Raw genomic sequence first — 20,752 nt, 5'->3', positions numbered from 1 at the left:
TATAAGATATATATTTATCACAGCAAATGTCACGGTGAACTCCGACTGCTAGTGCAGTATACTATATAGGAGTACGATAATTGCCTATTCTTGCAGGCAGGAGGTCTTTTATGCGTTTTAAGGATGTATTTTCAATTATTGGTCCGGCAATGGTCGGTCCTTCAAGCTCACATACCGCTGGGGCGGCACGGATCGGGAGGGCTGCAAGGCAGGTGTTGGGTGAAGTACCGCGTGTGGCTGAAGTAACGTTTTTTGGTTCTTTTGCAGCAACTTATCAGGGACATGGCACAGATCGGGCGATTGTTGGAGGGTTACTTGATTTCACTACCGACGATCACCGGCTTCCAGATTCCCTAGAACTGGCGGTCGAAGCAGGGATGGAGGTTTCTTTTAAGCAAGGAACAGGTCTGTTCCCACATCCGAACACGGTTAAGCTGCATCTCATCGGACAAGAAACAGGAAGCGAACTGACGCTAACAGGGACATCTATTGGTGGAGGAAACATCGAAATTGTTGATATCGACGGTTTTGGGGTGAAGCTTACGGGGATCTATCCGACAGTTCTGATTAATCATATGGATTATTTAGGTGTTCTGGCAAGTGTTACGGAAGTGATGCGTAACGGACAGTTTAATATAGGGCATATGTCTCTGGATCGTAAGAATCGTAGTGGTGCAGCCTTAACGGTGCTGGAGCTGGATGAAGCGGCTACACCGGAGCTTATTCAAGCGCTTAAAGCGCTCACTGCTGTGAAATCCGTGAAGCTGGTTAATTTAAACGAAGGTAAGCAAGATGACAAGGGGAAGGAAAGTTTAACATGAATTTTCAAACACTTAGCGAGCTGGCTGTATTATGTGAGGAACGGGGTCTCACGATTGGAGCACTTATGCTCGAAGAGCAAAGCGCGGAATCTGGACGTTCCAGTGATCATGAATTTTCCACAATGCGTGAATATTATGGCGTGATGAAAGAGGCTGTTCACCGCGGAATGAATGAGGATACAACTTCGCGCAGCGGCCTTACAGGTATGGATGCCCAGCGTGTAGGAGCATACAACGCGGCTGATGAGCCATGCCTAGGTGGACCTGCAGGTCAAGCTATGGCTTACGCGCTGGCTGTATCCGAAGTGAATGCTTCTATGGGCCGGATCATTGCGACGCCTACTGCTGGTTCATGCGGGATTATTCCGGGTGTATTTCTCAGCTGTCAGGAACGGTTTGGCTGGGATGATGACTACATGGTATCCGGATTGTTCGCAGCCGGGGCTATCGGTTATGTCATCGCCAATAATTCCTTTGTATCGGGTGCGGAAGGCGGCTGTCAAGCTGAGGTAGGTTCTGCCATTGGGATGGCAGCAGGCGCGTTAACCGAGCTACGCGGCGGAACGCCTGCACAAGCAGTGCATGCTGTCGGGCTAGCCCTTAAGAACACTTTAGGCTTGATTTGTGATCCGGTTGGCGGACTTGTAGAGATTCCTTGTATTGTTAGAAACGGATTCGGTGCAGTTACCGCACTTGCCGCCGCAGATATGGCACTGGCTGGTGTTCGTAGTGTGATTCCTTCCGATGAAGTTATCAAGGTCATGCTCGAGGTAGGCTCAGCTATGCCAGAGAAACACCGCGAGACTGCAGGAGGCGGTTTAGCACAGACCCCTACCGGCCGTAAAATCATGCAGGATTTACGAAAAAAGAAGTAATTAATACGTCTCAAATCACAATTTGTATTTAGAGCATTTTGAAACGTTCCAGCTGATCCCATAAACCTTCTTGCCGAAGGATTTCTGCCTGCCTTGGTCCAATGAGGTCGAAGTGGGGAAACGATGAACGATTATGAATATATTGGGCAGGCAGCCCATTCTTCTCGCACCAATGTTTCAGAGTGGTAAGATCACTACTGCCCACCTTGGTGACGGTAGTGATGCCAGGAAAACGAGGATCCAGCCAATAATGAGTCAAGAAGGCGATCTCTCCTGCGGAGACCGCTTTTTTCCAACGGGTTAATTCTTCTCTGTTGATGCCGAAGGCCATAATGTCTCATCCTTATCTATTGTTGTTGACAACATTATAACCCATGAAAGGGGATTATTTCATGAACGGACAAGTAAGAGCGGATATTCGTCCTGGGCTTGAAGTGGATATTGTACTTAAGCAGGATCAGCCTACAGGCAAGCTAACACACGGTACGGTGAAAGATATTCTCACGAACTCGCCTCGGCATCCGCACGGCATTAAGGTCAGATTGACTAGCGGACAGGTAGGACGAGTTAAGAATATTACAGGCAACTAAATAAACTACACTTCTCCACATTAAAAAGCGACCCTAACCTCGGAGGCTGTTCTGTTCACGGAAACAGAACAACCTCCGAGATTAGGGCTTTTTGATTTGAGTTGTTATATTCGGCCCATAAAATCCTCAACAGATTTATCAGCTTTAGTCTGATTACATAACGTGCAAGCGCAGACGCAATTATCTGGGGTTGTATGACCGCCTTTAGCACGTGGCAGTAAATGGTCGATGGTGTCTCCATAAGCGCCGCAGAAGTAGCAGGTATAATTGTCTCTGGCTAGTATATAAGCGCGAAAATCCTTATTACTATACAATCGTCGAATCGTTCGACGGTTTACAACGATAGCGGCATGTTCCCTGACGAGGGTAATTGCAAGCGCTAGATCGATCTCCTGATGCCAGCGCCGTCCCTTGTCGCTATGACCGCGCATTAGAATCATCCCTTTGGCAGAAGGAATCAATTGGGTTGGATCTTCGGGATTTAGCTTTGTGCCTTGAGCATGCGGCCGTTTTCTTCGCTGCTCCAAACCTCGTACGCGTCGGTTCGGATTAGATTGTCCTGAAGAAGCAGCAGCGGAAGACGGCTTTCCCTCTTTGGGACGCTCCAATAGAGTGTGCTGATGGGTTTGGATCGTATCAAGCTTCACCAGTAAGGGGTTTGCTGTGAGTTTTATATTTAGTGTTTCCCGTTGCTTGCGACATTCACGGCAGGCACCACGGCGTGACTGCCCCTTGGAACGTTTGCCTGTACGTCTGCGAAATTCTGTGAGCGGCTTTAGCTTGTGGCAATAAGCACACTGCTTGGTAGATAGAAGGTCGGTATCGTTCATAGGTATGTTAGGTGCAGCGCATGTGTACGCATGTCCTGTCTCCTTGTTTTTGAAATATAAACTATAAGTTCCACACCATACTTTATGTCTTGGCTTTCTCGCTTATAAGGACGTAGAAGTTGTTTATGCTTTGGATTCAATGATGTTTATTTATGAGTTCCGTTAGGTGAAATGTAAGCTTCTAAACTTAGTATAACGTAAAGCGCTGCTGTTCACATCGTACGTAAAAAAACCGTAAACACAGCCAAATTTGTGATATGCATCTCGGTGACAAACAGGGAAAACTTGTAAAATAGAAAGAAGGGCAGATTCGTTATCTAGATAGGGTTGCTCTAATTCTTATTTGGAAATGGGGAAGTAAAATGGAATTAACGAAGGGAAGGCCGGGTACAGTAACATGGCTTTATATTCTTCTTATTTTTTTGGGGGTTGGAGCGTTAGGAGGGGGCGGTGCTCTTGTAATAGATCCAAGCGGGGATCTAATGAAAATGCCGACTTCTATGCTGGAAAGATCGCCATTCTCTGATTTTTTATTCCCGGGTATTCTGCTATTTATCGTATTTGGTCTACTACCCATCTTCGTTGTTTATGGTCTGGTCAAGAGACCTCAGTGGCACTTGGTGGAACGATTAAATCCGTTCAAGAAATTATATAGCTTCTGGGCTTTGTCTCTGTATATCGGGTTTGGGCAAATCATTTGGATAACGGTGCAGACGTACATGCTGAATAGTGTTGCAATTATACATCTGATCTATATGAGTCTAGGGCTGTTGATTCAGGCCGTTACACTACTCCCCTCTGTACAAAGCTACTTTTCGCTGGACGGCGGTACGGAAAGACGTTAAAATTGCAGTGAACAAAAGGCATTTCATTTGTCAGGGCAAGGAGCGAGCCGATTTGACAACGATATACGATATTGCCAAAAGAACCGGTTACTCTCCAACAACGGTTTCTAAGGCGTTTAATAATTATTCCGATGTACGTGAGAAAACTCGTCAGGAAATATTCCGGGTTGCCCAAGAAATGGGATATTTGCCAAATTCACATGCCCGTACATTGACCACTAAGAAATCGTGGACCATCGGCGTGCTATTCGTAGAGAATACGGGATTTGGTATTCGCCATCCTTTTTTCAGCGCTGTGATCGAGAGCTTTAAGAAGGTTGCTGTTGAAAAGGGTTATGCCCTCATGTTTATCTCCAAAGATGTTGGCGGTAAGCAAAGCGGTTATTTAGAGAATTGCAGAATTCGTGGCGTAGACGGCGTTGTTGTCTTCTTGTCCGATTATGAGGATCCGTATTTCCGTGAACTGCTTGAGAGTGATATTCCTACCGTTATTATGGATTTTGAGACTTCTGAGACGCATACGGTATGCTCAGATAATACATCTGGAGCCCAGCTGGCAGTGGAGTATCTAGCCTGCTTGGGGCATCGCAAGATTGCCCATATATCCGGAGGTATGAACACGTTTCCAGGGAAAATGCGGGAGCTGGGATACAAGACCGCCATGAAGCAACGAGGGTTTAAAGTGCCTAAGTCCTATGTAGTAAACGGAGCCTTTTATTCTCGGGAAAGTGGCTATAACGCGATGCTGGAGCTTCTTAAGCTCCCTGAGCGTCCAACCGCCGTCTTTGCTTCGGGTGACTTACTAGCCTTAGGGGCTATTATGGCCGCTAAAGATAGTGGACTTTCCGTACCGATGGATATTTCAGTTATGGGTTACGATGACATCGATCTTGCCGAGTATGTTTCACCTGCGTTGACAACGGTGCGTCAGGACACGGAACTTCTTGGAAGCCGAGCAGCAGACATTCTTTTAACTACAATTGAGGGTAAAGTGTTAGATAAGGAAGCGATTTTAGTTCCGGTGGAAGTGGTTGTACGGGAATCCTGTGCACCTCCGACTAACGGATATTAGTCCGATAACTTGACGAACTGAAAAGAGTCCTGCTAAAGTAAAAGACAGTATAGCTTTGAATTGTTCATATGAGATGAAATAGTGGTATTTGGCACATCTTATTTAGTGAGATGGAGCTATAATAGACCCATTGTTTATAAAATGCTCTTTCAATTGATTTGGAAGATCATTTTTTTTCGAAATAATCGAAACCGGTTTCGATTATTTCGATTAATGGCTCATTGCTCCGAATTTTACAACATCGGAAGATGATCCAGTAAAGACTAGTGCTTTGGTAAGAAAACAATTCAGAGGAGATGGATGAAATGGCAAAAGTTCAAACTGTGGTAACTGCAAAAGATACAGGGGAACGCTTAACTCCAAAAGATGCAATTGTTTTTAGCGCAAGAGTAGGATCTGGGTCTGCCGATGTGGAGATTAAGCCAGAGCAGGAGTTTCAAAAGATGATTGGATTTGGCGGCGCTTTCACAGAAGCTGCAGCTTATACGTTGTCACGCTTGAGCTCCGAGAAACGGGCAGAGGTTATTCATCGGTACTTCCATCCTGTAGAGGGGTTAGGCTATAGCATGGGCCGTGTTCATATTCACAGCTGTGATTTTGCCCTCGGCAATTATACGTATGTTGCGGATTATGACACAGAGCTAGCTACTTTTGATATCTCACATGATCATAAGTGGGTACTTCCGCTGATAAAAGACGCCATGGAAGTAAGAGGCGGTGCATTCACGATGCTGGCTTCTCCTTGGAGTCCTCCGGCATGGATGAAAACCAATGGAGAAATGAATAACGGTGGATCACTGAAGCCGGAATTCGCAGAAGTTTGGGCACGTTACTATACGAAATTCATTGAAGCTTATGGAAAAGAGGGAGTACCGATTTGGGCAGTTTCCGTGCAAAATGAGCCGGCTGCCGTTCAGGTCTGGGATTCATGTATTTATAGTGCGGAAGAGGAACGGGATTTTGTTAAAAATCATCTTGGACCGGTGATGCATCAAACCGGCCATTCCGATGTGAACATTGTAATCTGGGATCATAACCGCGATATTATGGTCGAGCGTGCTTCGGCAGTTTTATCTGATCCTGACGCTGCAAAGTATGTATGGGGTACAGGTATTCACTGGTACGGAGGTGAGGAGTTCGACAAAGTAGAAAAGGTACATGATTTATTTCCTGACAAGCATCTGTTGTTCACAGAGGGCTGCCAAGAGGGCGGCGTTAAGCTGGGGGAATGGTTTACTGGCGAACGTTACGGCAGAAACATGATTGGAGATTTCAATGCGTGGACAGAAGGATATCTGGATTGGAACCTGGTACTGGATGAGACTGGAGGTCCTAACCATGTAGGCAATCTCTGCGATGCACCGATTATTGCAGATACGACAGCGGATGAAGTGCATTATAACAGCTCCTATTATTACATTGGGCATTTCAGTAAATTCATTGCGCCCGGTGCGGTACGGATCGGATTTACATCTGAAGCGAAAGGTATCTTAACCACAGCATTCCGTAATCCTGACAGTAGTATTGCTGTCGTACTGATGAATGAAAGTGAAGAAGTACACAATGTAACGCTAGGTCTAGGCGAAGAAATTGCAAGCTGTGAGCTATCGCCTCATTCCATCGTAACGCATTTGATTTCATAAATAATCTACTACTTAGGAGGACATAAGTATGAGCAACTATTATTTCGAATCAGGTACATTTGTAATGGAGCAATTTGATGAAGGAAAGCCTTTCTCCAGTTTCTTACCGGGTCTTGCCGGACTGAAGGGAATTCCGATGTGGACTTTTTATGTGAATCGGGGTCAGGCCATTTGCAGCTTCGGGGTACGCGATAAGAATTCGCCGATCATGGAATTCTCTCCTGCAAATATCTCTTATAAGGACGTAGGCACGACCGGTTTCAGAACCTTTATCAAAATTAAAGGCGAGCAAGAGATTTATGAACCGTTTCAATCTGCACGTCCAGATCCTGCTGCAAAGCGCCTCATGACCATTTTGCCTAATGGACTTACCATTGAAGAAAGCCATGCCGGACATGGTCTTAAGACGACCGTACACTATTTTAATTTGCCTAATGACGATTATGCAGCATTGGTACGTCGGGTAGAGATTGAGAACATTGGCGGTAAAGAGATCGAGCTGGAGCTGATGGATGGTTTGCCTGAAATCTTGCCTTACGGCGTAGAGAACAGCGGATACAAGGAAATAGGAAATCTGCTGCGCAGCTGGATGGACGTATACAACTTAGAGAATGGCATTCCGTTCTATAAGCTGCGTTCCAGCACCAATGATGATGCACAGGTTAGCGAAATTACCAATGGCCATTTCTACCTGTCGTTCACTGGAGAAGGAGAAAAAGTCTCGCCAATCGTCGATTTCGAGCTAGTCTTTGGTGGCAATACCTCGCTTACGTACCCAGACCGTTTTGCGGGATTAACTCTTGCCGAACTGGGCGAGCTTCCACAATACCCGGTCAACAAGGTTCCATGCGGTTTTAGCGGAGTGGCAAGACGTTTAGCACCAGATAGCAGTCTGATCCTGAATACACTGGTTGGACATGTAAATGACATCGACAAAATCAATAAGAAGGCGGAGCAGCTATGCCGCGATGAATATATCCTGTCTAAATCTCAAGAGGCCGCAGGTCTGACGGAGGAATTAACAGAAGACATTGCTACGCACACTTCATCGTCTGTGTTTGATGCGTATTGCCGTCAATCCTATCTCGATAACTTCCTGCGTGGAGGCTATCCTTTTGTCTTCGACAATGGTGGGGATGGCTTTGTAGTTCACTTATACTCGCGTAAGCACGGTGACTTGGAGCGTGACTACAATTTCTTCTCATTGGCTCCTGAATATTATTCACAGGGAAATGGTAATTTCCGCGATATGAATCAGAATCGGCGGAACGATGTGTTCTTCAATCCGAAGGTGGGCAGCTTCAACATCAAAATGTTCTATAGCTTGATTCAGGCGGATGGCTACAACCCACTGAGCGTACAAGGAACAACCTTTGAAGTGAAACCGGACCTTAAGGCACAAGCTGAGGATTGGATTGGAGAAGCTGTAGCAGATCATCAAGCGGAGCTTGTAAAGCTGTGCAGCAGTCGATTTACACCGGGTAGCTTAGTGAACTATATTGCGGATCATAATGTTACCTTGAAGGTAAGTGAGCAAGAGTTTTTGTCGGGCTTACTAGCTTTGTCACAGCAAAACATTGAGGCTGCTTTTGGCGAAGGCTTCTGGTCGGATCACTGGACATATAATATGGATCTGGTAGTAGGTTATTTGGATATCTTCCCTGACAAAAAGCAGGAGCTTCTATTTGGGGATAACACTTATGCGTTCTATGACAGCCCAGCGTATGTGCTGCCACGCAGTGAAAAATATGTAATCAGTGACGGAAAAGCCCGGCAATATGGCGCACTCCTTGAGGATGAGGAGAAGCTGCACAAGCTGAAATGGAAAGCTGGAGATACCCATTGGCTGCGTACTGAAGGCGGTCACGGCGCCATTTACCACACCAATTTGTTCGTGAAGATGCTGTCTCTTGCCTTGAATAAATTTACTACACTTGACCCTTATGGTATGGGTGTAGAAATGGAAGGCAATAAGCCGGGCTGGAACGATGCTATGAATGGGCTGCCAGGATTGTTCGGCTCCGGAATGAGTGAGACTTTTGAGCTGAAACGTACCGTAGTCTTTTTGTTAGAGACTCTGAAGGGTAAAGAGAGCGTCCAAGGAGCTGTAGACCTCCCAGAAGAAATTGCACAGTTGCTTGAAGAGGTATATCATGCGGTCACGGCGGTTCTGTCGGGAGAATTGGAACAATTCAATTATTGGGACACTGTAGCTTCGGCGCGTGAGGCCTATAGAGCACGTATCCGTTTCGGTATTACTGGGACTGAGTCTGAAGTAAACTTAGAATACATTCGTGAGGTTCTCTCCAAGTTCTTGGTCAAAATCGACGAGGGGATCAACAAGGCAGTAGAACTTGGTAATGGACTTACCCCAACCTACTTCCGTTTTGAGGCGAAGAAATTCCAGCAGGTAACAGATGCTGAGGGTCAACCGGTAATCAGCGGATATGGCCTGCCAAAAGCTGTGGTCGAGGAGTTTGAGGTCTATGCCTTGCCATATTTCCTTGAGGGACCTACTCGCTGGTTGAAGACGCTGAAAGATCCGGTGCAGGCGAAAGAAATATACAATTTGATTAAGCGAACAGAGCTATATGATCCGACTACGTCTATGTATCAAACATCGGTTAGTCTAGAGGGAGAGTCTCATGAGATCGGACGAATGAGAGCCTTTACGCCAGGCTGGCTGGAGCGGGAGTCTAACTTCCTGCATATGTCCTACAAATATTTGCTTGAGCTGTTGAAGGGCGGGCTTTATGAGGAGTTCTACGGAGAACTGAAGACCTCGCTGGTTCCGTTCCTGGACCCGGCTGTCTATGGACGCAGCACGCTTGAAAATTCATCCTTTATCGCTACCGGAGGTAATCCTGATCCGAACAATCACGGTAGAGGGTTCGTTGCAAGATTAAGTGGGTCGACCGCTGAATTTCTGAGTATGTGGAGAACGATGATGGCCGGAAGCCATGTTTTCAGAGTAGAAGATGGACAGCTTACATTATCTTTGGATCCGGTTCTACCTGGCTGGCTATTTGATGAACACGGCAAACTTTCCTTCATGTTCCTAGGTGGAACGGAAGTCACTTATTCGAACCCAGAACGTGAGAATACATTCGGTGAGAATAAGGTTGTTATTCAGAGCATGACGCTCGTCTACCACGATGGAACAGTGACCGGAATTTCTGGAGCATTCGTTCGTGGTGAAGAGGCAGAGGCTTTGCGGCGTGGAGAAATTAAACAAATTCAAGCAATATTAGCATAACACTAAAGGGGAGGGCATAGGCCCTCCTTATCTTTTTCCATATACAGGAAAGTAGAAGCTTCACATGATACATTATCCTTATTTTTCTTGCATAAACGCTTACCGTCTTTAAAGGATTACGAAAGCGTTTTAGCTTGAACCCGAAAAATGGAACCTATAATCCGAAATTCAATACCTTACGGAGACAGGCAAAAGCAAATACAATAAGTATATAAATATTGTAAGCGCTTTAGAAACAGAAAAAGATATATAGCCTGGAGGTCCAAAGGATGGAGAACAAAAAAGGCGTGGAATTAAGTCCAGCGATGAAGCCGCTTATTCCTGGCAATTTCGAAACCGGTAAAGTAAACCGCACCCCGATTTGGAAGAAGTTCATTACTCAACGACATTTGCAGACAATGGCACTGCTCGGTGTAGTATGGATGATTATTTTTAACTACATTCCGATGTATGGCATTATTATTGCCTTCAAGGAGTACAACATCGTCAAGCCCATCTCGGAAGCCCCTTGGGTCGGTCTCGCGAACTTCAAAGAGTTCCTGGCAGACGATAATTTTATGTATGTAATGAAGAATACGCTGGGCATTAGCTTAATCAAACTATTGATCTTTCCGCTTCCGATCATATTCGCCCTCTTTCTGAACGAAATCCGATCCGTTCGCTTTAAGAAGAGTATTCAGACGATATCGTATCTGCCCCACTTCCTGTCCTGGGTCGTTCTTGGCGGGATTCTCGCCACTTGGCTGGCAGATGTGGGCATCATTAACAATATTCTGATGGCGCTGCATTTGATTGATCAGCCGATTTCATTCCTGGCTGAACCGAAATATTTTTGGACCATTATTATTACCTCGGATTTATGGAAGGAGCTGGGCTGGTCAGCGATCATCTATCTGGCTGCCATTACCAGCATATCTCCAGAAATGTATGAAGCGGCCACTATCGACGGTGCCGGAAGATTCCAGAAAATGTGGTATGTTACCGTACCGACCATCAAAGGCACGATCAGCATCTTGTTTATTCTGGCGGTCAGCGGTGTACTGAACTCCAATTTTGACCAGATTCTAGTACTGCGCAATTCGCTGAATGACAGCGCGAGCAATGTGATTGACTATTATGTTTACTATACCGGTCTGCTCTCGGCCCGCTTCTCGTATTCAACCGCAATTGGGATGTTCAAATCGGTTATCTCGCTCATTCTGCTGCTAATTGCCAACCAAGTATCCAAAAAACTCAACGACACCTCGTTGTTTTAGGCCAAGGAGGACCTGTACATGATTACACTGAATCGCAGAACAAAGGGCGAAGTTGTCTTTGATATAGTCAACAATATTGGAATGCTTTGTATTTGCTTCGTTACGCTGTATCCGATCTGGTACGTGCTGATTAATGCTTTTAATGACGGAAAAGATGCTATGCTGGGCGGGATTTACTGGTTTCCGCGCAAATTTTCATTGGAGAACTTTAGTGCCGTATTCGCTAGCCCGGGAATTATGAGGGCGATGTGGCTTACCGTAGCCAAAACACTTCTCGGTGTAGGTCTGCATGTGTTCTTTACGGCGATGGTAGCATATGCGTTTTCCCGCAAGGATCTGGTAGGGGGCAAATTATACATCCTGTTAGGCACGATAACCATGATCTTTGCAGGCGGACTTATTCCGACGTACCTACTCATCAGAGATCTTCATCTACTGGAAAATTTTCTGGTTTATATTATTCCGGTTATGTTCAGCTTCTTCGATCTAATCATCTTCATGACCTTCTTCCGGGATATTCCTGATGGTCTGGAGGAAGCGGCGCGTATTGATGGAGCGAATGACTGGTCCATCTTCCTGCGGGTTGTCCTGCCGGTCTCCTTACCTGTACTGGCTACCATTGCGCTGTTCCATGGCGTTTACCAATGGAATGATTATTTTACCGGAATGATTTATATGAACAATGAAAACATGCAACCGATTCAAACTTTCTTGTACCGGGTTGTTGCCCAGTCCAGTTCCAATCTGATGATGACTGCCGTACAGGGAAGCGCCGTGACCAGGACCGTGACCTCGCAGTCCATCAAGCTGGCTACGATGGTTGTTACAACACTTCCAATTATCTTTGCTTACCCGTTCCTGCAACGTTATTTCGTGAAAGGGATGATGATTGGCTCCATCAAGGGCTAAGTGCCAGTCGCACTTCACCCGAACTAGTGGTAACTCCTCCGGACTGCTCCCGCAGTCTTGGAGTTATAAATTATATGATTAATCAATCTCAGAAAAGGGGTAAACAAGCATGGACATGAAAAGAAAGCCAAAGAAAATAATGCTGCTGCTAATGGCAGCAATCATGGTTCTGTCCGTAGCGGGCTGTTCCGGCAACAATGGCAACACCGCAAATAAAGGTAATGCCGCAAACAAAACTGAAGGTAACACAGCAGAGGCAACAGCTACAACAGCCCCAGAAGCTACAGCACTATCCGCTGATGAGCCGGGTTGGAAATCTGATACATCACCCATTACGTTTGACTGGTACCTGAACTTTGCCTGGTTCCCTAATAAATGGGGTGTAGATCCTACTTCCCAATATATCACTAAGAAAACCGGTGTTGACATTAACTTTATCGTTCCAGCCGGTAACGAAAATGAAAAGCTGAACACACTGATTGCTTCCGGTAAACTGCCGGACTTCATTACACTGGGCTGGTATGAAGATGCTGTTAAGAAAATGATTGAAGGTAATCTCGTGCTTCCTCTGAACAAACTGGCCGAAGAATATGATCCTTATTTCTTCAAAGTATCTGACCCTGACAAACTGGGATGGTACACACAAGCCGACGGCAATGTATATGGTTATCCGAATGCTTCTTCCTCACCTAAAGATTACGAGAAATATGGCGACACTTATGTATCCAACCAAACCTTCGTAGTCCGCAAAGACATTTATGAAGCGATTGGCAGTCCTGATATGCGCACACCGGAAGGATTCGTGGCTGCGCTGAAGGCAGCTAAAGAGAAATTCCCTGAAATCGATGGTCAACCGATGATTCCGCTCGGTCTGCATGAATTTACCGCAACCGGTAACGATTCTCTGGAACAATACATTCAGAATTTCTTAGCTATTCCAAGAGAAAAAGACGGAAAGCTGTATAATCGTGAGACTGACCCTGAATATATCCGTTGGATGAAAACTTTGCGTCAAGCCAACCAAGACGGCTTGCTTGCAAAAGATATCTTTATTGATAAACGTCCTCAAATGGAAGAAAAAATCGCTCAAGGCCGTTACTTCGCGATGCTGTACCAACGCACTGACTTTGCAGCCCAACTGGGAACGCTGTATCAGCAAGACCCGAACAAAATTTATATCGCTGTTGACGGACCGGCTAATACCAACCTGGATGCACCTACTCTAAACGGCCCTGCTATTTCCGGCTGGACAGTAACGCTGATCTCCAAAGATGTTAAAGATAAAGAACGTGCTATTAAATTTCTTAGTTACCTGAACAGCGAAGAAGGTAATAAAGACCTCTATCTTGGTGAAAAAGGCGTCAGCTATGATACGATTGACGGCAAAGACCAATTTAAACCAGAAGTCTTTGATCTAATGAATAAAGACCGTTCGGCATTCGACAAGCAATATGGTTCTTCCTTTACGTTCTGGATGCTGATGAATACCAATATTACAGCTCAATGGACACCTACAGCTGTAGAGCCTTTCAAACAGCTGGAAGACTGGACTCGCGGAAAAACAAAAAGTATCTCCGAGTTTGATCAAATCGATCCGTTGGCAAGCTCCCCGGAGGGCGTCATCTTATCTAAAATTAAAGATTTGCGCAGCAAAACGCTACCGAAGCTTTTGATGGCTTCATCCGATGCTGAATTTGATACCATCTGGACTGGTTACATCAAGAAGCAAGAGGATCTGGGTCTGGCTAAAGTGCAAGCCTTCCAACAAACAAAATATGAAGAGAATAAGTTAAAACTCGCAAATAAATAAAATAAAAACGACCCAATCGCCCGCTATTGCGGGCGATTGGGTTATTTTCAATCTATAATATGGTATAGATATTAAATAGGTTAAGCATTCACTATTTTAGCGAGGTGGACAGTACAGAAGTGTATAGAGTGAACAGACGTGAACGAGCTAGAGAATTATGGAATTCTTTTAGTTATTGGTGGGGAAGAAGATCTCTCCAGAGTCGTTTAATTGCAGCCTATGTTTTTATTATTTTAGGCCCGTGCTTGCTGGTATCCGTCTACTTCTATGAGTCTATCAATAATACCTATCTTAGAGATGCCATCGAGAAGAATGATTATTTGCTGCAAATGGAAAAGTTACATATCTATAATCAAATTGAGGCAATGGAACGTGCGGCACAGATGGCTTATTCTGATACCGATGTAGAAGATTTCCTTGCGAATGAAACCGAACCGCAGCTAGTAGATTTGATTAATTTCAATACAAATGCCTATGTGAATATGACTCGTATTCAATTTAATAATCCGAATATCGAGCATTTGCGGCTGTATTCGAAAAGCAATAAAGTGCATGAAATTTGGCCGATTATCTTTCGTGAAGAGAGAGTTTCTTCCAATCCATGGTTTCAGAAAGCGCTTCAAATGAAGGGGCAGGAATACTGGTCTTTTCAGAAAAGTGATCCGGATCTAATGCAGAGATACTTGGGAGCACCGACGGAAAGTCTGCCCAAGGTCTCATTGCTGCGTGAAAAGAGTCGTCCGGCAGACAATCATATAGGCATGGTGCAGGTGGATATGATGCTGAGTCGTTTTACACCTAAGACGTATACAGATGTCCGGGATAATCAGACCCAAATGTTCCTTGTGGATAGTGAACTGCAGCTTTTCACCAGACCGGATCATTCTTTTTTACAGAATAATCTGAAGATGGCTGATATGATTGCAGAACGGTATAAGCATTTTCGGGAAACTGGGGAATGGGATAGCGAGTACTCGGAGAATGGTCAATCGTTTTTGTTGATTAACACTCCACTTGAACATATTGATGCTTATTTGTTAAATGTAGTGTCCATGGAGGGGGTTATGAAGGATATCTCCCGAACGCGCAACTTAATCATTGGTGCCAATGTCGGGTTTATTACCTTGCTAACGCTGATTGCTTATGTGACAAATGCCTTTATTCTAAAAAATCTACGTAGATTGACTGAAACAATGAAAAGAGTGCGTAGAGGTGAAGCGTACACTGGAATTATGATACGGGGTGGAGGGGAAGTTGGTGAGCTTGCCCATCATTTCTCTAAACTGATGAACACGATCAATACATTGGTAGCTCAAGCAGTAAGCAAGCAGGCATTGTCAAAAGAGGCTGAGTTACGTACGCTGCATAACCAGATTGACGCACATTTTTTATATAATACGCTGGAAAATATTAAAATGCTGGCTGAAATTGAAAACCAACGAACGATCTCAGATGCATTAACCTCACTAGGGGGGATGATGCGTTATAATTTCAAATGGTCCGGAGAGTATGTCAAGCTGCGAGACGAAATTCGTCATATTGAGAATTACATTGAAGTAATGAATATTCGTTTTGAGTATCCGGTTAAGCTGATGCTTCATATTGAACCCCGATATTTAGAGCTGGAGGTGCTTAAAATGTCACTGCAGCCAATTGTGGAGAACAGTGTTAAGCATGCTTGGTGCGATGAGAAAGATAATATGCAGGACCCGATCGTTCAAATTCATATTTCGGAAACGGAAGGTGATATTTTCATAGAGCTTCGTGATAATGGCATAGGACTAACACCAGAGCGTCTACATGCTTTAAACGAGGCGATTTATGCGAAAGATGAACGCCGTGAGAGCACTGCTGAACAGACAGCGACTGACCGCCGAACAGGTGGCATTGGTCTGAGAAATGTACATCAGCGTCTGCAAATCTTTTATGGCGATGAATATGGGCTTGTAGTACAGAGTGAAGCAGGAAGCTGGACGATGGTACGTTTAGCCTTGCCGAAAGTTCTTTTGACGGGAGAAAAACAACTATGAAGAAGCTACTGATCATTGATGATGAGAAAAATATTCGTTTCGGTCTCAAGACTATGATAGAAAGAGAATTTCCGTCCATTTATACCATCACGATGGCGAGTAACGGTGCAGAGGGGTTGGATATCTATAAGACTGATGGTGCAGATATTATTATTACAGATATACGTATGCCAGTAATGGATGGAATTACGCTGTTGAAGCAGTTGTCTTCGGCGACAAGGGGTGAGAAAAGTCCAGCAGTGGTAATTTTAAGCGGGTATGACGATTTTGAATATGCCAAAAGCGCGATCCGATATCGCGTGAAGGATTATTTACTTAAACCGATTCGTAGAGATGAATTATTCGAAATTTTGAAGTGTATAGATAAGGAGCAGGAGGAGCAGAATCTCAGCGCAAGGCAGTCTGAGCAGGAAGCAGAACATTTTCGCCGAGAGCTGCGCTCTAGCCGTTTACGGGGGCTGTTTATGCAGCAGGAAGTTCAGCTGGAGCCAGAGCAGCAGGAGAGTCTAGATGACTTGGAGGTTCCTTTTACAGTAGGTGTGTTGAATTACTATTGTAATGACGGATCAAGAATGAAGCCGGGGGATGTTCAGGGGCTGGTTGAACGATTGATAGGACCACTTGAAAAGTGTTTTTCGGAAATCACAACGGACTGGGACGGTAAATTAGTATTACTCGGAACCAGAAAACAGGATTTTATAGAGCTGTCCAGACAAGCAGAAGCTAAAGAAATAATGGGATTGTCGATTGGAATAAGCAGCGAAGGAAGAAGTCTCGCAGATCTTCGTTCCTGTTATAAGGAAGCGTCCCGGGCTTTACAGTATACTTTTGTATATCCGCAAGTGAACTTATTGAATTATGCGGATGTGAGTCAAGAACGGTCTAATTCTCCCTTACCGAAGGAGGGAATTCGTAAGCTGCTCAATATGCTTGGAACAGAACGCGAGAAGGAAATGAAGCATCTTCTGGCTGAGATTTTTCAGACCGAGCATTTGAAGGCGCTTGACCTGTCTTATTTGGAGTCGGTGGGACAGAATATCAATGAATTGGTGCTGGATGAAGTATTTCGGGTGCATGGCGAAGCCTCGGTAGAGGTGCTGAAACTGTATCGTACAGTAGGCAATATGTACAATTATCGTCATTTCCATGATTATTATCGTGCGCTGGAGAATTTGCTCCTGAGTGTGAGTGATTATATTCTAGGGGTGCGCTCTGCTCATACGGAACATGCTGACATGGAGGAAGCGCTAAATTATATTGAGACGAATTATGCTCGTCCACTAAATATGGCTATGGTTAGTAACCATGTTTCTTTGAATTATTCTTATTTTAGCGAAGCCTTCAAAGCATATACTGGGGAGAATTTTGTCATTTATTTAAAAAAGGTGCGCATCCGTCATGCTAAAGAGCTGTTAGCGAAAGATTGTGGGAAGCTTGCGGAAGTTTCGGAAAAAGTAGGTTTTGAGAACAGCAAGCAATTTGCCCGTGTATTCAAAGAGTTGGAAGGAATCTCTCCAGGGGATTATAGAGCCAAAATGCTGTCTGAAGATTTTTCGTAAAAGGCAGGATAAGTAGCTTTAGTATAAATATCATTGCTGTACTGTACCTTGATGGACGGTATGGGTGTCGTTAGAAGTAATCCTCCTATATAATGGCAGTGAGAAGCTTTGTTAGGATTAGCAGCAAGAGAGTTTGGAGGGAATGAAGGGTGGAAGAAATTCAAGGCAATTTGATTACAGTTCAGACGTTGGCAGAGGACTTTCGGCGACTGGGTGTACAGGCGGGGATGACGATTATACTGCATTCGTCCTTCAAATCACTAGGCCAATGGGTGGCAGGTGGCCCGGTTGCCGTTATTTTGGCGCTTGAGGAGGTCCTTGGAGAATCAGGCACGCTTGTGATGCCGACGCATTCAAGTGATCTGACGGACCCTGCTGGCTGGAGTAACCCACCAGTGCCTGAATCTTGGTGGCAGAGTATCCGTGAGCAGATGCCGGCCTATGATTCAGACCTGACTCCACTGAGAGGGATGGGTATTATTCCGGATTGCTTCCGTAGGCAAAAAGGGGTAAAACGCAGCGATCATCCCATTCATTCATTTGCGGCTTGGGGCAATCATAGGGATGAGGTTATATATGGTCACTCCCTCGAATACGGTTTGGGGGATGACTCACCATTAGCTCGTATTTATGATCTTGGGGGAAGTGTACTGCTGCTAGGCGTAGGGAATTTAAATAATACTTCATTACATCTTGCTGAATGCCGTGCCTGCTATGAAGGAAAGAAGCAAGTCATTGGCGGGGCACCTATGATGGTGGATGGACATAGACAGTGGTTGGAATTCAAGGAGCTAGATTGGAACTCTGACGATTTCGTTGAACTTGCTGAACAATTCGGGCAAGAAACAGGGCTTATTACATATGGTCACATCGCCTCAGCTGCTGCTCAATTGATTCCGCAGCGTGAAATTGTTGACTATGCGGTGAACTGGATGGAGCGAAACAGGAAGTAGACTATCTCTGGATTTGGGGCTAAGAGGAGGAGCGGCGGATGAATACTACAACGATATATCTAACGCGTCATGGTCAGACAGAATGGAATGTGCAGAATCGTATGCAAGGTCATATGGACTCTGCGCTGACGACGCTTGGTGTACAACAGGCGGAATGGCTGAGCCGGGGAATGCAGGCTATGAATCTTGATGTTATTTATGCAAGCTCTAGCCCAAGGGCGCTGCGTACAGCTGAAATTATACGCGGAGAGCGGGATGTTCCGCTGAAGATTTCCGATGCATTTAAAGAAATCGGCATGGGTGTATGGGAAGGTAGAGATTCTACTGAACTGGCAGCTCAGTATTCAGACCAGCATCGTTATTTCTGGAAGGACCCCGACCAATTTAAAGTGGAGGGCAGTGAGACCTTCGCAGAGGTGCAGATAAGAGCGCTAGAGAAGCTTCAGGAAATTCTCACTGCCCATCAGGGTGAGACGATTCTTATCGTAACGCATACGGTAGTGATCAAGCTCTTGATGGCTTATTTTGAGGGCAGAGAGTTGCCTAAGCTATGGGATCTGCCTTACATTTATCCAACCTGCTTATCGAGGATTGATTTTACGGATGGCGTGGCGGAGATCCTGCTGCACGGGGATACAAGTCATTATGAAGTGAATAAGGCTGGGATGGAATCGTAGAATTGTAGTACTTACATTCAATCTAGTAGGACTTATATATAAAGGCGGTTCCTCGGGTGCATGATGCACTCGGGGAACCGCCTTTTTGTAACGAGAAACGCAGGGATATCATAGAAACACTATATCACCGTTTCTTCCCTAGAGCTGAGGGTCAGCCTATATTAGTTGATGAACTGGAGATATTTCAATGTCTTTTCGAGCATCGTAACGGCTTCAGCACGAGTTGCTAGTTTCTGTGGAGCAAAGGAACCGTCTGTCGCTCCTTGGATAATGCCCGCAGTAGCGATTTCTGTGATTGCTGCTTGGGACCAAGCAGGAATGCTTACCGCGTCACTGAATTTAGCTAGTGCTGCAGGATCGGCATTTAAGGTTTTGCCCGTGTACTTGATGGCTTTAGCTAATACAGAGGCCATTTCTTGACGAGTGATCGGGCTACCTGGCTTAAAGCTGCCATCGGAATAACCAGAAATCAATTCGGCTTCTGCTGCAGTGCGAATAGCATCAGCACACCACGCGTTTGGATTTACATCCTTAAATGATGCCTCTCCACCTACTGTCGAAAGTCCTAGAGAACGCGTAATTAATGCTGCGAACTCAGCCCGTGTGATCGACTGTGAAGGAGAGAACGTATCGTTATTTGTTCCACTGACGATCAACTTGGAAGCTAACAGATCAATGGACGCTTTAGCCCAGTGTCCGTTAAGATCCCCGAACGTTTTGGAAGTCTTAACGACGGTGTAATAGCTGTTGCTATTCCGTTTAATCGTAACATCCGTGGTCCCATCAGCCTTAGGCGTAAATATCGCAGGTACGAAAGAAATCTTACCTGTAGCAGGATCGAAGACAACTGCTGTTGCGTTATTTGAATTTAAGGAAGAAGGTACATTGATCATCCGATTAACGTAAGTACTGCCGAAGCTGTTCAGCGGTACAAGCTTTGTTCCAGCTTGCGCTGAAACACTGAAATCAATTACTGGAGCAGCTAAAGTAGCATTGCCTAGCTGTGAAGAAATAGCTTGGTTTGTACGGTTTAGTGTTCCCGAATCCGCTAGAAGAATGGATACCGTAATTGTAAAGTCGCTGCTACCTAATTGAGCAGTAAGTGCTGCGCTGTTTATAACGCTGAGCGGTAAGGAATAAGAAGTGCCAGCAGTTGTAAAGGTAAGAACGGTATTAGGCTGTGCTGCAGCTTGTTGTACAAGCACACTGCCTGGAAGTACTACTTGAGCGCCGCTAGTAGTAGCTTTAACCGGAATGACCAGCTCATGGCTACCGATTGCCAGTTCACTGAGTTGCTTGGTCAGATCAGCAGCATTAATTGTTGTTACTTGCGGTGTCGCTATTGGTGCAACAGTTGGCGCCGGTGTCGCTGTTGGTGCTGTTGTTGCAGTTGGAACTGCTGGTGATGTTGGTACTGTTGTTGGCTCAGTTGTTGGTGATGGTGTTGGCACTGGTGTTGGAGTTGTCTCCGGCAGTGGTGCCCCTTTCAGATCCACAATGCGGCCCTCAACAGCGGAGGTATTCGCAGTGACAGTTCCAACTTGTTTAAGATAATTCGTAAATACATCAAAGTCCGGCAGATACAGCAGGTTCACGCGGCCTTCTTTATAGGCCTTCTCAAGGGAA

General features: G+C 45.2%; 17 protein-coding genes. 14 read left to right on the top strand and 3 right to left on the bottom strand.

Features of this window, described 5'->3' with window-relative positions; genetic code table 11:
- Window positions 1–110: 110 nt before the first annotated feature.
- Together sdaAB and sdaAA are read left to right on the top strand one after the other, a co-directional pair.
- Complete coding sequence (gene sdaAB, locus CA600_RS26765; RefSeq protein WP_094874198.1) at window positions 111–821, top strand: L-serine ammonia-lyase, iron-sulfur-dependent subunit beta; 711 nt, start codon at window positions 111–113, stop codon at window positions 819–821.
- Window positions 818–1,696, top strand: a complete 879-nt coding sequence (gene sdaAA, locus CA600_RS26760) for an L-serine ammonia-lyase, iron-sulfur-dependent, subunit alpha (RefSeq protein ID WP_060626723.1) — start codon at window positions 818–820, stop codon at window positions 1,694–1,696. Before sdaAB ends, sdaAA begins: the two co-directional genes overlap by 4 nt.
- Before the next feature lie 28 nt (window positions 1,697–1,724).
- Here sdaAA and CA600_RS26755 read toward each other — a convergent pair whose 3' ends face one another.
- The gene (locus CA600_RS26755; RefSeq protein WP_094874197.1) at window positions 1,725–2,027 is read right to left on the bottom strand and encodes a hypothetical protein; all 303 of its coding nucleotides are present in this window, start codon (window positions 2,025–2,027) and stop codon (window positions 1,725–1,727) included.
- A 61-nt stretch (window positions 2,028–2,088) separates the two neighbouring features.
- Between CA600_RS26755 and CA600_RS26750 the strand changes: the two genes are divergently transcribed.
- Window positions 2,089–2,286 (top strand): YwbE family protein, encoded by a 198-nt coding sequence (locus CA600_RS26750; protein WP_042184438.1) that lies wholly within the window; start codon window positions 2,089–2,091, stop codon window positions 2,284–2,286.
- Between the two features lie 104 nt (window positions 2,287–2,390).
- On the opposite strand, the gene CA600_RS26745 is transcribed toward CA600_RS26750, so the two are convergent.
- Window positions 2,391–3,116: an HNH endonuclease gene (locus CA600_RS26745; RefSeq protein ID WP_094874196.1), complete on the bottom strand. Its 726-nt coding sequence runs from the start codon at window positions 3,114–3,116 to the stop codon at window positions 2,391–2,393.
- 362 nt (window positions 3,117–3,478) lie between these two features.
- Here CA600_RS26745 and CA600_RS26740 point away from each other — a divergent pair, with 362 nt between their 5' ends.
- The 11 genes from CA600_RS26740 to CA600_RS26690 all read left to right on the top strand — a co-directional run bounded on the left by CA600_RS26740 (window position 3,479) and on the right by CA600_RS26690 (window position 19,126).
- The gene (locus tag CA600_RS26740; protein ID WP_094874195.1) at window positions 3,479–3,961 is read left to right on the top strand and encodes a hypothetical protein; all 483 of its coding nucleotides are present in this window, start codon (window positions 3,479–3,481) and stop codon (window positions 3,959–3,961) included.
- A 52-nt stretch (window positions 3,962–4,013) separates the two neighbouring features.
- Window positions 4,014–5,033: a LacI family DNA-binding transcriptional regulator gene (locus tag CA600_RS26735; protein WP_094874194.1), complete on the top strand. Its 1,020-nt coding sequence runs from the start codon at window positions 4,014–4,016 to the stop codon at window positions 5,031–5,033.
- Window positions 5,034–5,338: 305 nt separating this feature from the next.
- On the top strand, window positions 5,339–6,676 hold the full coding sequence (locus CA600_RS26730; RefSeq protein WP_094874193.1) for a glycoside hydrolase family 30 protein: 1,338 nt from the start codon (window positions 5,339–5,341) through the stop codon (window positions 6,674–6,676).
- A 28-nt stretch (window positions 6,677–6,704) separates the two neighbouring features.
- Window positions 6,705–9,932: a cellobiose phosphorylase gene (locus CA600_RS26725; RefSeq protein ID WP_094874192.1), complete on the top strand. Its 3,228-nt coding sequence runs from the start codon at window positions 6,705–6,707 to the stop codon at window positions 9,930–9,932.
- Window positions 9,933–10,237: 305 nt separating this feature from the next.
- On the top strand, window positions 10,238–11,188 hold the full coding sequence (locus tag CA600_RS26720) for an ABC transporter permease (RefSeq protein ID WP_256990030.1): 951 nt from the start codon (window positions 10,238–10,240) through the stop codon (window positions 11,186–11,188).
- Between the two features lie 18 nt (window positions 11,189–11,206).
- Window positions 11,207–12,097 carry a carbohydrate ABC transporter permease gene (locus tag CA600_RS26715; protein WP_094874190.1) on the top strand — a complete coding sequence of 297 codons (891 nt, stop codon included), beginning with the start codon at window positions 11,207–11,209 and terminating at the stop codon, window positions 12,095–12,097.
- Window positions 12,098–12,206: 109 nt separating this feature from the next.
- Window positions 12,207–13,907: an extracellular solute-binding protein gene (locus tag CA600_RS26710; RefSeq protein ID WP_094874189.1), complete on the top strand. Its 1,701-nt coding sequence runs from the start codon at window positions 12,207–12,209 to the stop codon at window positions 13,905–13,907.
- Between the two features lie 128 nt (window positions 13,908–14,035).
- Complete coding sequence (locus tag CA600_RS26705; protein WP_256990027.1) at window positions 14,036–15,937, top strand: cache domain-containing sensor histidine kinase; 1,902 nt, start codon at window positions 14,036–14,038, stop codon at window positions 15,935–15,937.
- A complete protein-coding gene (locus CA600_RS26700) occupies window positions 15,934–17,496 on the top strand; it encodes a response regulator (protein ID WP_094874187.1) in 1,563 nt (520 codons plus the stop codon). Before CA600_RS26705 ends, CA600_RS26700 begins: the two co-directional genes overlap by 4 nt.
- A 149-nt stretch (window positions 17,497–17,645) precedes the next feature.
- Window positions 17,646–18,449, top strand: a complete 804-nt coding sequence (locus CA600_RS26695; RefSeq protein WP_094874186.1) for an aminoglycoside N(3)-acetyltransferase — start codon at window positions 17,646–17,648, stop codon at window positions 18,447–18,449.
- Window positions 18,450–18,487: 38 nt separating this feature from the next.
- A complete protein-coding gene (locus tag CA600_RS26690) occupies window positions 18,488–19,126 on the top strand; it encodes a histidine phosphatase family protein (protein ID WP_094874185.1) in 639 nt (212 codons plus the stop codon).
- Between the two features lie 161 nt (window positions 19,127–19,287).
- Here CA600_RS26690 and CA600_RS26685 read toward each other — a convergent pair.
- A partial coding sequence (locus CA600_RS26685) for an S-layer homology domain-containing protein (protein WP_143812200.1) occupies window positions 19,288–20,752 on the bottom strand: 1,465 nt, incomplete at its 5' end.

Origin of the sequence: Paenibacillus sp. VTT E-133280, from assembly GCF_002264385.1 — a bacterium.
Classification (GTDB): Bacteria; Bacillota; Bacilli; order Paenibacillales; family Paenibacillaceae; genus Paenibacillus_AQ; species Paenibacillus_AQ nitricinens.
This window is presented reverse-complemented; position numbering and strand designations above follow the sequence as displayed.

Bases quoted from the DNA above. Each gene is read 5' to 3' on its own strand.
- CA600_RS26755 (WP_094874197.1), bottom strand. From the start codon at position 2,027: ATGGCCTTCGGCATCAACAGAGAAGAATTAACCCGTTGGAAAAAAGCG.
- sdaAA (WP_060626723.1), top strand. From the start codon at position 818: ATGAATTTTCAAACACTTAGCGAGCTGGCTGTATTATGTGAGGAACGG.
- sdaAB (WP_094874198.1), top strand. From the start codon at position 111: ATGCGTTTTAAGGATGTATTTTCAATTATTGGTCCGGCAATGGTCGGT.
- CA600_RS26725 (WP_094874192.1), top strand. From the start codon at position 6,705: ATGAGCAACTATTATTTCGAATCAGGTACATTTGTAATGGAGCAATTT.
- CA600_RS26720 (WP_256990030.1), top strand. From the start codon at position 10,238: ATGAAGCCGCTTATTCCTGGCAATTTCGAAACCGGTAAAGTAAACCGC.
- CA600_RS26690 (WP_094874185.1), top strand. From the start codon at position 18,488: ATGAATACTACAACGATATATCTAACGCGTCATGGTCAGACAGAATGG.
- CA600_RS26700 (WP_094874187.1), top strand. From the start codon at position 15,934: ATGAAGAAGCTACTGATCATTGATGATGAGAAAAATATTCGTTTCGGT.
- CA600_RS26750 (WP_042184438.1), top strand. From the start codon at position 2,089: ATGAACGGACAAGTAAGAGCGGATATTCGTCCTGGGCTTGAAGTGGAT.
- CA600_RS26740 (WP_094874195.1), top strand. From the start codon at position 3,479: ATGGAATTAACGAAGGGAAGGCCGGGTACAGTAACATGGCTTTATATT.
- CA600_RS26710 (WP_094874189.1), top strand. From the start codon at position 12,207: ATGGACATGAAAAGAAAGCCAAAGAAAATAATGCTGCTGCTAATGGCA.
- CA600_RS26745 (WP_094874196.1), bottom strand. From the start codon at position 3,116: ATGAACGATACCGACCTTCTATCTACCAAGCAGTGTGCTTATTGCCAC.
- CA600_RS26715 (WP_094874190.1), top strand. From the start codon at position 11,207: ATGATTACACTGAATCGCAGAACAAAGGGCGAAGTTGTCTTTGATATA.
- CA600_RS26730 (WP_094874193.1), top strand. From the start codon at position 5,339: ATGGCAAAAGTTCAAACTGTGGTAACTGCAAAAGATACAGGGGAACGC.